General features: G+C 62.3%; 14 protein-coding genes. 9 read left to right on the top strand and 5 right to left on the bottom strand.

The features are described from left to right. Window positions 1–431 precede the first annotated feature (431 nt). The 3 genes from CO671_RS04435 to CO671_RS04445 form a co-directional block, all read right to left on the bottom strand. A complete protein-coding gene (locus CO671_RS04435) occupies window positions 432–728 on the bottom strand; it encodes a GIY-YIG nuclease family protein (protein WP_097604768.1) in 297 nt (98 codons plus the stop codon). A gap of 428 nt (window positions 729–1,156) precedes the next feature. After that, on the bottom strand, window positions 1,157–1,396 hold the full coding sequence (locus tag CO671_RS04440) for a DUF2934 domain-containing protein (RefSeq protein WP_064684264.1): 240 nt from the start codon (window positions 1,394–1,396) through the stop codon (window positions 1,157–1,159). Window positions 1,397–1,421: 25 nt separating this feature from the next. Then, window positions 1,422–1,628 carry a hypothetical protein gene (locus CO671_RS04445; protein ID WP_010030042.1) on the bottom strand — a complete coding sequence of 69 codons (207 nt, stop codon included), beginning with the start codon at window positions 1,626–1,628 and terminating at the stop codon, window positions 1,422–1,424. 361 nt (window positions 1,629–1,989) lie between these two features. Between CO671_RS04445 and CO671_RS04450 the strand changes: the two genes are divergently transcribed. Then, window positions 1,990–2,373, top strand: a complete 384-nt coding sequence (locus CO671_RS04450; protein ID WP_010030041.1) for a hypothetical protein — start codon at window positions 1,990–1,992, stop codon at window positions 2,371–2,373. A gap of 415 nt (window positions 2,374–2,788) precedes the next feature. Continuing rightward, on the top strand, window positions 2,789–3,202 hold the full coding sequence (locus CO671_RS04455) for a DUF4174 domain-containing protein (RefSeq protein WP_097604771.1): 414 nt from the start codon (window positions 2,789–2,791) through the stop codon (window positions 3,200–3,202). A gap of 43 nt (window positions 3,203–3,245) precedes the next feature. On the opposite strand, the gene CO671_RS04460 is transcribed toward CO671_RS04455, so the two are convergent. Continuing rightward, entirely contained in the window at window positions 3,246–3,956 is a 711-nt protein-coding gene (locus CO671_RS04460; protein WP_097604773.1) for a GntR family transcriptional regulator, read from the bottom strand. Between the two features lie 267 nt (window positions 3,957–4,223). On the opposite strand from CO671_RS04460, the gene CO671_RS04465 reads away from it, so the two are divergent. From CO671_RS04465 to CO671_RS04500, 7 genes are all read left to right on the top strand, one after another. After that, window positions 4,224–5,312: an ABC transporter ATP-binding protein gene (locus tag CO671_RS04465; protein ID WP_097604776.1), complete on the top strand. Its 1,089-nt coding sequence runs from the start codon at window positions 4,224–4,226 to the stop codon at window positions 5,310–5,312. A 45-nt stretch (window positions 5,313–5,357) separates the two neighbouring features. Next, complete coding sequence (locus CO671_RS04470; protein WP_097604779.1) at window positions 5,358–6,656, top strand: PotD/PotF family extracellular solute-binding protein; 1,299 nt, start codon at window positions 5,358–5,360, stop codon at window positions 6,654–6,656. Between the two features lie 393 nt (window positions 6,657–7,049). Then, window positions 7,050–7,955 carry an ABC transporter permease gene (locus CO671_RS04480; RefSeq protein WP_097604784.1) on the top strand — a complete coding sequence of 302 codons (906 nt, stop codon included), beginning with the start codon at window positions 7,050–7,052 and terminating at the stop codon, window positions 7,953–7,955. Window position 7,956: 1 nt separating this feature from the next. Further along, window positions 7,957–8,778 carry an ABC transporter permease gene (locus CO671_RS04485; protein ID WP_097604786.1) on the top strand — a complete coding sequence of 274 codons (822 nt, stop codon included), beginning with the start codon at window positions 7,957–7,959 and terminating at the stop codon, window positions 8,776–8,778. A gap of 1 nt (window position 8,779) precedes the next feature. Next, window positions 8,780–9,523 (top strand): aspartate/glutamate racemase family protein, encoded by a 744-nt coding sequence (locus tag CO671_RS04490; RefSeq protein WP_097604789.1) that lies wholly within the window; start codon window positions 8,780–8,782, stop codon window positions 9,521–9,523. A gap of 3 nt (window positions 9,524–9,526) precedes the next feature. Then, on the top strand, window positions 9,527–10,138 hold the full coding sequence (locus CO671_RS04495) for a flavin reductase family protein (protein ID WP_097604792.1): 612 nt from the start codon (window positions 9,527–9,529) through the stop codon (window positions 10,136–10,138). An 89-nt stretch (window positions 10,139–10,227) separates the two neighbouring features. Then, complete coding sequence (locus CO671_RS04500) at window positions 10,228–10,722, top strand: heme-degrading domain-containing protein (RefSeq protein ID WP_097605074.1); 495 nt, start codon at window positions 10,228–10,230, stop codon at window positions 10,720–10,722. A gap of 42 nt (window positions 10,723–10,764) precedes the next feature. On the opposite strand, the gene CO671_RS04505 is transcribed toward CO671_RS04500, so the two are convergent. Further along, window positions 10,765–12,009 carry an AGE family epimerase/isomerase gene (locus CO671_RS04505; protein WP_097604794.1) on the bottom strand — a complete coding sequence of 415 codons (1,245 nt, stop codon included), beginning with the start codon at window positions 12,007–12,009 and terminating at the stop codon, window positions 10,765–10,767. Window positions 12,010–12,128: the final 119 nt, after the last annotated feature.

The following is a 12,128-nucleotide window of genomic DNA, read 5'->3' on the forward strand; positions in this document are numbered from 1 at the left end:
TCCTGAGGTGCCTCGCAGGGGCCTCGGAGAACGAGCCACCGTGTCTACTCCGGCAATGGATAAGCTTAAAGCGCCGAGCCACCCGCCCCCGTCCTTCGAGGCTCCGGCCTTCGGCCTACGCACCTCAGGATGAGGGCTGATTGTGGTGCCGTGTGGCTGGTGGGCTGAGCGGGATGCCCGCGCGGCAGGTGGGTCGAGGTGAGGTGTCAATGGCAAGGGCTCTGGCTTGCCGCTCCGCCTCCCGCTGAGGCTGGCCGCTCTCTCTGCCCTCCGGTGACACACGCCACAGCCTCTCGCCGCCCTCCGGTAAGGCCCGCCGCATTCGCCCTCCGCCTCCGGGTGAGGCAGGTCGCGCTCTCTCTCTCCGCCCTCATCCTGAGGTGCCCCGCAAGGGCCTCGAAGGACGAGGGTCGGCCACCCGGGCCACCCCCTCACTCAGCCCTGACCGGTCCGCGTTTCGACAGTTCCGGCAAGGCCTCGTAATCCAGGGCAATCAACGCCTCCTTCTTGCGGCGTGACCAGCCCTTGATCTGCCGCTCGCGGGCGATGGCGTCGATGATGCGGTCATAGGTTTCGGCAAAGACGAGTTCGACGGGGAGTCGCTTGGCGGTGTAGCCGTCATAGGTTCCGGCATTGTGCTCCCAGACACGCGCCTCGATCTCCTGCTTGGTGAGGCCGGTATAGTATGAGCCGTCGCTGCAGCGGAGGATGTAGACGGTGACTTCCATGACGGCAGGCTAGCATGGGGAGTGAGCGGGCAGCAATCGGGCTGCCGGTGGATCGGCCAGCCACCCGCCCCGTCCTTCGAGGCTCCGGCCTTCGGGCTGCGGGTGGCCGACCTCGTCCTTCGAGGCCCCTGCGGGGCACCTCAGGATGAGGGCGGAGAGAGGGCGCCGCACGCCTCACCGGAAGGGTGAAGCGGCAAGCCAGAGTCTTCTCTACACGGCATGACACGCGGGTTAACCATCGCCACACGGTACGCCGACCACAAGCCGCAGCCTCTCTCCGCCCTCATCCTGAGGTGCCCCGCAGGGGCCTCGAAGGGCGAGGGTCGGCCACCGGCGTCTGCTCCGGCAATAAATGTGGGTTGAAGCGCCCAGCCCCCGCTGGTCGTGGTGCCGTGTGGCTGGGCTGATTGTTAAATCGTATGGCCGGCTCAGCCGACCTTTGTCGAAGGATTGATCCAATCCTGGCGCGGCAGTTCCGGCCGTGGCGGCTTCGGGCGGAATTTGACCAGCACCTCGCGGCCGTCGATCGAGGCCTGCGTGCGTTCCAGCGCGGCGCGCTCGGCAACCGCCTGGCGCCAGTGTTCGTCGTCCCGGCCGTCAGGGCGGCCCTGTTCTTCCCATATCGCGTAGGCCCGCTTGCTGATCCATTCGTGGCGTCTGTCGCTCATCTGTCGGTTCCGTTCGTGAAAGGTGTTATTGGGCAATTCTGTCCGGCTGAACAGGCGCGCGGCGCTTGGCTGCCATCAGCAAATCGAGTTCGATCGAGGAAGGTCCGAAACGGGTGAACAGGCTTTCGGCCTGCTCCATGCGCAGGCCATATTTGGAGGCGAATTCGTCAAGACTATAGGGGCGGCCGCGCAGGACCCTGGCCCGCCGCTCCGGTTCACGGATTTGCGTCATTGGTGGTAACCCCATCTGCTTTTGCGAAGTGTGAGAACAAAACAGATTACAGCCGCAAAAGTTCCGTGATTTTTCACGGTTTTTTCGGCCTTTTGCACCGTTCCGGAACGCTCGGGCGCGGCTGGCATGGATTTTCAATAATGCCGAGTGTTGAGAAAATTTCGCCTAAAACATGCAGGAATTTCATACCGTTAAGCAAACGGCTTCCGTTTCGGCGGAGAAATGGGCTTTATCCCTAGCGCGTTACTCTATAGAATCAATCGTGTTATTCGGTCTGCGAGGGGCAAAAAGCTGCGTTCCCCGCGTCGAAGCCGACCGATCCAGGAGGACTTTGGCTTCAATCCATCAAGAGGAGACAGACATGATGAATGCCCTGCCGCCACTTCACAACGGCCACGCGCCGTTTACCCTCCAGCAGCTGTTCCGCGAAGCACTTTACGCCTTCGAGGAATGGGACGTTGAATTGACCGAACCGATCGTGACCCACGAAGGACGGGTCATCCCGATCAGCTTCGTTTTCGAAGCCATGCGCGAATGCACCGACATCGTGCCGATGAATATCGTCGGCGCCGTTACCGAGCGGCTGACCAAGCCGTGGGAAGGCGAAGGTCCGCTCGACCAGATGACCTTCTCGACGGCGGCACGCGTCATGCGCGTGCTGGTGCGCAAACGCCTTCTCGCCAACGGCACGGCGGATCCCGTCGCCGTTTCGGCGCATGCGGCCGAAGACCAAAGCCGCGACTGACAGGAAAAGGAACACACACGCATATCGCGCAAAACTGTGCAGCGGTTTTGCAATCACGACATGCTGAAATCAAGGACCTAAAGCGTGGCAAGCGAATCTGAAAGATCGCGACACGCTTTAGAGCATGTCGCGCAAAAGTGTGCAGCGGTTTTGCGATTGCGACATGCTGGAATCAAGGACCTAAAGCGTGGCAAGCGAATCTGAAAGATCGCGCCACGCTTTAGGGCTGCGCTCCTTTTCTGTTTCGGCGGAACCTCCCTTATTCCCAGCCGTTTATTTCCATGATCCCAATTCGCACCGGATTGGGAATTATTCAGTCATTCAGCGCGTTACCGCGTTCTCTGCGCCTCTTCGCGCAGGCGCTGGAATGCGACAGACACAGCCCGTAGCAAGATGACGGGCGAGGAATAGCACCATGCTGAAATCCATCGTTCAAGAAATCATCGGCACACCGCGGCGTGAGCCGGAACTTCCGCAATCGCTCGAACAGTTTCGCGACAACAAGCGGGTGCTGATCATCTTCGCCGATGCGCAGGACGATCGCGCGGTGATCCAAGACGAATGGTTGCGCAACGCCCATATGCGCCTCATCGAGGAAGATGTCGAAGTGTTCATCATCGCCGGCGGCGGCGCCTTCTCGCTGTTCGACGATGCCTGGGAGCTTGATGCCGACGATGTAAGAGAGCGGCTGCAGGGGCCGCCGTCGGGCGAGTTCGGGCTGATCCTGATCGGGCATGACGGGACGGTGAAGCTGCGTTCGAGCGAGCCGCGCACGGCCGAGGAGATTTTCGAGGCCCTGGACAGCCTGCCGAAGACGACGCCCTGGTAACTGCGGCGCGGCGTGGCTGAAAGCAGCCGCGCGGGCGCTTCCGTCAGAGTTCGAAGGCTTCCTTGAGGCCAAGGCTTTTGCGCTCGCGCAGGTCGAGATCGGCCTCGATATGGGCGATGTGATGCAGCATCAGCTGGCAGGCGCGGTCGAGATCGTTGTTTTCGATCGCCGCGATGATGTCGCCATGTTCGGAATGGCCGCAGCTTGAGGCCGTCGACTGGCCGTAAAGCGCGATCACCAGCGACGAGCGGGCGACAAGCTCCTCCATGAAGCGCTGCATGATCGCATTGCCGGAGATTTCCGCCAGCATCAGATGAAAATCGCCTGACGCCTTGATCTCGGCGCGCCGCGCCGTCTGGCCGCGCTCGCTCATCAGCCGGCCTTCCTCCAGCAGCAGCTGTCTCAACTGGCTGATGTCGCCGGGCGTGATCCGCGCTGCCGCCTCGCGGAGTATGCCCGGCTCGACCAGGCGGCGGGCGGCAAAGATCTGGCGGGCCTCGTCGGGGGAGGGATAGGCGACGAAGGCGCCGCGGTTCTTCTCGACGCTGACGAGACCCTCGTAGGAGAGCGCCTGGAGGGCGGCGCGGGCAAGCGTGCGGCTGACGTTGAAGAGATTGCCGACATCGCTTTCGGAAAGCTTGGTGCCGGGGGACAGCCTGCGCTCGACGATCGCCTCGCGAATGGCGTCGCGGATCTGCTGCGCGCCGGTTTCGGCGGAGTCTTCGGCCTGTTGAGCCTTGACGGCGGATTTCATGAAATTCTGTTCCCTGATGACGGGCAAACCATATCCGGCTTCGCGGCAAAAGTTAAACGGAATTTGTGGCCGAAGTAGCGGCGAAATCGTATACACTTTTTGCGTAAATTGCGAACAATAGCCTAAATGATGTGCAGACGATGCCATGCTCATAATATGCTCTTGCCGGGACGTTTTCGGTAAGGTCGTTGATTTACAATAGGTTGAGCTGCTGAAATCGGATTGGCACGGCAGATGCATCCTCTCTCCCAAACAGGGGAAGGCATGATGTCGAAAGCGGCAGAGATCGATATAGTATCCGTTTCGAAGGTCTATGGGGCGACGACTGCCGTCCATGGGATCAGCCTGAAGATTCCGGCCGGCTCCTATTGCTGCTTCCTCGGCCCATCGGGCTGCGGCAAGACCTCGACGCTGCGCATGATCGCCGGCCATGAGAGCATTTCGTCCGGCGATATCCGGCTCGGCAATACTGTTGTCACCGACTTTCCGCCGGCCCGGCGCGGCACGGCGATGATGTTCCAGTCCTATGCGCTGTTCCCGCATCTCGACCTGATCGACAATGTCGCCTTCAGCCTGAAGATGAAGGGCGTCGACAAGGCGGAGCGGCGGGCCAAGGCGCTCGAGATGCTGACGCTGATGCAGATGGAGTCCTATGCCAGCAGGCGTCCGGCCCAGCTTTCCGGCGGCCAGCAGCAGCGCGTGGCGCTGGCACGCGCACTGATCACCGATCCGGAGGCACTGCTGCTCGACGAGCCGCTGTCGGCCCTCGATCCATTCCTGAAGATCCGTATGCGTGCCGAACTGAAGAAGCTGCAGAAGTCGCTCGGCATCACCTTCGTGCATGTCACCCACAGCCAGGAAGAGGCAATGGCGCTTGCCGACATCATGGTCATCATGAATGACGGCCGGATTGAGCAGGCGGCAGCCCCGCGCGAGGTCTTCGAGCGGCCGGCAACCGCCTTCGTCGCCCGCTTCATGGGCGATCACAATGTGCTCACCGGCCGGGTGACATCGAGCGCGGAGGGCGTGCTCGTCATGACCGTGCCGGAGGGGCAGAGCTTTTCCGTGCGCGGGACGGGCAGGGCGGTTGGCGAACCGGTCGATATCGGCATCCGCACCGACCGCGTGCGCTTGCAGGTCGCGACCGAATGGACGCTCGGCTTCAACGGCATCGTCTCCAACGTCGAATATCGCGGCTCTTCGGTGAAGATCACCGTTGTCGGCGCCGGCAGCGACGACTTCACCGTCATATCAGACGATGGCGATTATTTCGCCCGGCCTGTCGCCGTCGGCGAAACCGTCGCGCTCAGCTGGGAACTCGATGACGCCGTGCTTCTCGGCCGCTCTTCCGCATGAGCCACCATCAACCAACCTTCCGCGTCAACAACAAGGGGAACTGACATGACGACTGAAACGACATCGACCAAGGCTGCGAAGGGCCTGTCCCGACGCACGCTGCTGAAGACGGGTGCTGCCGCCGTCGGCGCCATCGCCGGCTCCGGCGCCATCACCGGCTTTCCCACCATCTGGGCGAAGACGAACATCACGCTTCGCCAGTTCGGCACCGGTGTTTCGAACATCAATGCCATCGCCGAGAAGTGCAAAGCCGATCTCGGCATCACGCTGGAGATGACGGCGACCGATTCCGACGCCGCCGCCCAGCGCGCCGTTACCCAGCCCGACAGCTACGACATCGCCGACATCGAATACTGGATCGCCAAGAAGGTGTTTCCGTCAGGCGTGCTGCAGCCGATGGACGTCAAGAAGCTCAAATATTACGACAAGATCGTGCCGCTGTTCATCAACGGCAAGATGAAGCCGGACAGCGTCATCGCTCAGGGTACGGCGCCGCATACGGTCGGCTTCGTCGAGGCGCAGGGTTCCAAGAAGTTCGCCAAGGAGCCGACGCAGTGGATGACGATGGTTCCGACCATCTACAACGCCGATACGCTCGGCATCCGCCCGGATCTCGTCGGCCGCGACATCACCAGCTGGGCCGACATCATGGATCCGAAGTTCAAGGGCAAGACCTCGATCCTCAACATCCCGTCGATCGGCATCATGGATGCGGCGATGATCATGGAAGCCATGGGCAATATCAAATATGCCGACAAGGGCAATATGACCAAGGAAGAGATCGACAAGACGATCGAATTCCTGATCAAGGCCAAGGGCGACGGTCAGTTCCGCGCCTTCTGGAAGAGCTTCGACGAGTCGGTCAACCTGATGGCCTCGGGCGAAGTCGTCATCCAGTCCATGTGGTCGCCGGCTGTGGCCGCCGTCCGCTCCAAGGGCATCGCCTGCAAGTATCAGCCGCTGAAAGAAGGCTACCGCGCCTGGGGCGGCGGCCTCGGCCTTGCCTCGCATCTGAAGGGCGCCGAGCTCGACGCGGCCTATGAATATATCAACTGGTACACATCCGGCTGGGTCGGCGGCTACCTCAACCGCCAGGGCTACTATTCTGCCTGCATGGAGACCGCCAAGAACTTCATGACGGCAGACGAATGGGGCTACTGGATCGAGGGCAAGCCGGCTCAGGGCGATATCCTGTCGCCCGAAGGCAAGGTCATGGAGAAGGTCGGCGCCGTGCGCGACGGCGGCGCCTTCGAAGCCCGCATGGGCGCTGTGGCCTGCTGGAACTCCGTCATGGACGAAGACCGCTATATGGTCCGCCGCTGGAACGAGTTCATCGCGGCCTGATGTTTCGGGGCGGGGCAGCATTGTCTTTCGCTGACGCTCAAGACGTCGCTTCGCTCCGCCCCCTCATCTGCCCTTCGGGCATCTTCTCCCCGCTGGGGAGAAGGGGAGTCGCGTACTGCAAGTTCATCGCGGCGTAGGCGTTTGCCGCTTTCCCCTCCCCAACCCTCCCCACAAGGGGGAGGGAGCCCGGTGGCGGTGCGGCAAAGAAACTCCCTCCCCCTTGTGGGGAGGGTTGGGGAGGGGTCTTTTTTGACCCTCCCTGTTCGAAAGCAAGGTTCGCGGTGGCCCAGGCGCTGCCGCGATTCCTCTTCTCCCCAGCGGGGAGAAGGTGCCGGCAGGCGGATGAGGGGGCTCCTTGCCCGACCTGCATGATGAGGAAATGGAGAACCGATCATGGCGACCATCGCAGCAGAAACGGAAGAGGACAGCCGCGGCAGCCGCGCCTTCCGCCTCTCCCCCTCAGCCATCTCCTATCTCCAGGCGACGCCGCTGATCGCCATTCTCGGTTTCTTCTTCCTGCTGCCGATCGCCATGATCGCAGTCGTCAGCTTCTGGGACTACGACTTCGCCGGCCTCTATCCCGATTTCCTCACCATGAACTACACCGACACGCTCGGTTCATGGGTAACCTGGAAGACCTATCTCAACACGCTGAAATTCACCGCGATCGTCTGGGCGCTGACGCTCGTCATCGGTTTCTGGGTCGCCTATTTCCTGGCCTTCCACATCCGCAAGACCTCGACGCAGATGATCCTCTTCCTCGTCTGCACCGTGCCGTTCATGACCTCGAACATCATCCGCATGATCTCGTGGATCCCAGTGCTCGGCCGCAACGGCCTCGTCAATTCGACGCTGATCGAAATGGGCGTCATCCCGCAGCCGATCGAATGGCTGCTCTATTCCGATTTCGCCGTCGTGCTCGCGATGGTGCACCTCTACACGCTGTTCATGGTGACGCCGATCTTCAACACGCTGATGCGCATCGACCGATCGCTGTTCGAGGCGGCCCGTGATGCCGGCGCCTCCGGCTGGCAGGTGCTGTGGAATGTCGTCATTCCGCTCGCCAAACCCGGCATGGCGATCGGCACGATCTTCGTCGTCACGCTCGTCATGGCCGATTTCTCGACGGTGCAGGTGATGTCCGGTGGCCAGAGCGCTTCGGTGGCGCTGATGATGAAGAACCAGATGTCGCTGCTGCAATATCCGGCCGCTGCCGCCAATGCGGTCGTGCTGCTGGCCGTCGTTTTGCTGATGGTCGCGGCCATCCTGCGCGTCGTCGATATCCGCAAGGAGCTTTGAGATGAACCACGAAAAACGCGGCCTCGAATTCTATCTGCTGGCGATCTTTTTCGTCGTCTTCGTGCTGTTCCTCTACGGCCCGCTCTCGGCGATCCTGATCCTCTCCTTCCAGGGGCCGGACGGCGGCCTGACCTTCCCGATGAACGGCGTTTCCACGCACTGGTTCTTCAACCTGTTCGAAAAGCAGGCGGTCGGCGATTTCGGCGCCTCCTTCCGGCGCTCCTTCTCGCTCGGGCTGATGGTCATGGTCGTGACCGTCACCGTGTCGCTGCTCGCCGGCCTTGCCTTCCGCCGCCGTTTCCGCGGTTCGACCGTGCTGTTCTATGCGACGGTCGCCAGCCTCGTCGTGCCGTCGATCATCGTCTCACTCGGCATCGGCGTCGTCTTCCAGGAGGGCGGGCTGAAGCCTGCCTGGTATTCCTCGGCCTTCGGCGCGCATCTCACCTGGACGCTGCCCTTCGGCGTGCTGATCATGTTCGCGGTCTTCAACCGCTTTTCGCCGGCCTATGAGGAGGCGGCGCGCGACCTCGGCGCTTCCTCCTGGCAGACCTTCCGCCATGTCGTGCTGCCGATGATCGCGCCGAGCCTGGTTGGTGTCGGCCTGTTCGGCTTCACGCTCTCCTATGACGAATTCGCCCGCACGTTGATGACGTCGGGCACCTATAATACGCTGCCGCTCGAAATCTACGGCATGACGACCAACGTCACGACGCCGGTGCTCTATGCGCTCGGCGCGGTGACGACGCTGTTTTCCTTCACCATCATTCTCATCGCGCTCGGCATCATGACCATGCTCAGCCGGCGACAGGCAAAGATCCACTGACATGCGCATCCTCATCGTCAATCCGAACACCACCGCCTCCATGACCGAAAAGGCGGCGACCGCCGCGCGCGCGGTGGCCGCATCCGGCACGGAAATCATCGCCGCCACCGCGCGCATGGGGCCGGTTTCCATCGAGGGCCATTATGACGGGGCGCTGGCGATCCCCGGCCTGCTTGTCGAACTGAAGGAACGGCAGGCGGCGGGCTACGACGCGGCTGTCATCGCCTGCTTCGACGATACCGGGCTCGACGCGGCGCGAAGCTTCGCCGATGTGCCGATCCTCGGCCTCTGCGAATCCGCAGTTGCAACGGCCGGTTTCCTGGCGCAGCGCTTCACGGTCGTGACGACGCTGGAGCGCTCGCGGGTGCTGATCGACAATCTGGTGCGCCGTTACGGCATGGGCGAGCGCGCCAAGGTGCGGGCTTCCGACATTCCGGTGCTGGAACTCGAAGATGCGGCATCGGGTGCGATCGGCAAGCTCAGGGCCGAGATCGAGCGGGCGCTCGCCGAAGACGGCGCCGAGGCGATCGTGCTCGGCTGCGCCGGCATGACCGATCTCGCAAGGGAATTGCAGGAAATCTACGGCGTGCCAGTCGTCGACGGTGTTGCGGCCGCCGTCAAGCAGGCCGAGGCGCTGGTGTCGCTCGGGCTTTCCACCAGCAAGCGCGGCTCCTACGCCTCGCCGCTGCCGAAACCCTTCACCGGAGCGATGAGCGCCTTCTCGCCGATTGGGAAGCTCGGCTGAGCCATGGCCGTTTCCTTCGACTTCAAAGAGCTTTCCGAGCGCGAGCGTTACAAGCTGATGATCGGCACGATCATTCCGCGGCCGATCGCGCTGGTGACGACGGTCGATGAACACGGCCGGATCAATGCCGCGCCCTTCAGCTTCTTCAATTGCCTGTCGGCCGATCCGCCGATCCTGGCGATCGGCGTCGAGAACAATGCCGACATGTCGTTCAAGGACACCGGCCACAATATCCGCATGACCGAGGTTTTTACGGTCAATATCGTCTCCTTCGCCATCGCCGAGGCGATGCATGTCTGCGGTGCTAAGTATCCGCGCGGCGTCGATGAACTGAGAGAAGCCGGCTTGACGGCGCTGCCGGGCGAGAAGGTGGCGTCACCCTATATCGCCGAGGCGCCGGCCGCCTTCGAGTGCCGGCGGCATGTGACGCTTGAGCTTGGCCGCTCGCGGCAGATCGTCATGGGCGAGATCGTCTATGCACATTACCGCGAGGGCGTCGTCGATCCGGAACGGCTGCATGTCGATCCGGCCGCGATCGATGCCATTGCACGCCTCGGCGGCGATACCTGCGCGACAACACGCGACCGTTTCGAGATGCTGACGCCGAAGCTCTGACATCAGGGCAGGTCCAAGTTTTGCTTTACTTTTTCGCCTCCGGCGAGAATGGTCTGCAACGGATCATTGCGGCAGAGGAGCGCCTTATCATGACACTCGACGACGATCTCAACCGGATCGCGGAGCAGGAAAAAGCGCTGAGCTTCGACGCCTTCGACCTGACGACGGCATGGCAGCTCGGCAAACTCCTGCAGGAACTCGCCACCGAACGCGGCCTCGGTGTTGCGATCGATGTGACCCTGCATTCGATGCCGGTCTTCTATGCGGCGCTGCCCGGCGTGACCCCCGATAACGTCAACTGGGTTCGCCGCAAGCGCAACATGGTGCTGCGTTATTTCCGCAGCAGCTATGCCTCCGGCCTGAAGTTGAGAAAAGACGGCAAGACCGTCGAGGACAACGGCCTTTCCGGCGACGATTTCGCGCCGCATGGCGGCAGTTTCCCGATCAACGTCAAGGGCACCGGCTGCATCGGCGCCGTCACCGTCTCCGGCCTGCCGCAGCGCGACGACCATAATCTCGTGGTCGAGGCCCTGGCGCTGATGCTGGCGAAGGATCTGGATACGCTGCGGCTCGCGCCGATTTGAGCGGGGCGTTGGCTGCGCCGGCGGGTGCCGGACCAGTGAAGCTCAGAGCCTGCCGCCGGCCTCGGCGATGCCCTTCGTCAGGCTGCCGGTTGCCGGGAAGAGCGGGATGAGGCAGGCCTGCAGGGCGTGATAGATGTCGCCCTTGCCGGGGAAGAGCGAATGTGAGGGAACGAGATCCTCCGTCAGTTCCTCGTGCCAGCCGCCATTCTTGTGGTCGATGAAGGCGCGCTCGATGACGTTCCAGATCTTGCGGTAGCATTCCTCATGGTAGTCGCTCGGCAGGTGCTCGTTGAGGAAGTGGGCGGCGGCAGCGCCCTCGCAGGCCGGCCACCAGAGCTTGTTGCGCTTGGCGGGCTTGTCGTTCCAGTCGAGCGTATAGAAGAAGCCGCCCTTGTCGCTGTCCCAGCCGAGTGCCATCGACTGCTCGAAGAGCGCCTTGGCCGCATCCGGCATCCATTCGATGCGTTTGCCGCCGAGCACCCAGAGCTGCAGGATGAGGCGGGCCCATTCCAGCCAGTGGCCGGGCGTCGTGCCGGCCGGGCGGAACATTTCGTTCGGATGATAATATTGCTTGTCGAGCTTCCATTCGGCGTCGAAATGTTCGGCGACGCGCCAGTCGACCGAGCCGGCCGCGCGGCGAATGACGAGATCGGCGATGCTTTCGGCCTTGGCGAGGTATTGCTTGTCGCCTGATGCTTCGAAGGCGGCCATCAGCGCTTCGGTCAGGTGCATGTTGGAGTTCTGGCCGCGATAGGCGCCGCCGTCGAGCGGCTGCCAGTCGGCGGTGAATTCCTCGGCGATCGCGCCGTGGCGCGGTTCCCAGAACTTGGTGTTGAGGATTTGGGTGATGTCATCAAGCATGCCGTCGGCGAGCGGATGGCCGATCGTCTTGGCGGATGAGGCCGCGAGCAACACGAAGGCGTGGCCGTAGCCCTGCTTGTTGCTGTCGACCGGACCATTCTTGTCGAGCGACCAGAAATAGCCGCCATTTTTTCGGTCGCGGTGATGGTTCCAGAGATAGTCCATGCCGTGGTCGACGAGGTCGGCAGCACCCGGACGGCCGAGCAGGGCGCCGATGGCAAAGCAATGCACGGCGCGCGCGGCGATATGGATGCTGCGGATCTGCCCCTCGGCGTCGAGCGGCTTGCCGGTATCGTCGAGGTCGTAGAAGCCGCCCTTGGGATTGACCGAATTGTGCTGGAAGAAATCGAAGAGGCCGTTTGCCTGGTCAAGCAGCCAGCCGCGATGATAGGCGCGGCTCGTCCAGTTTCCAAGCACGGGTGCCATGACACTTCCTCCGATTTCGTGCGCGATGCTTTTGAAATGCCTATATAGAGGCCGTTCACGCCTGTCATCCGCCCAGACTTGCAAAGCACGAAATCGACAGGCATATATTGACATAAAGA

It is taken from the genome of Rhizobium sp. M10, from assembly GCF_002531955.1.
Taxonomy (GTDB): Bacteria; Pseudomonadota; Alphaproteobacteria; order Rhizobiales; family Rhizobiaceae; genus Rhizobium; species Rhizobium etli_C.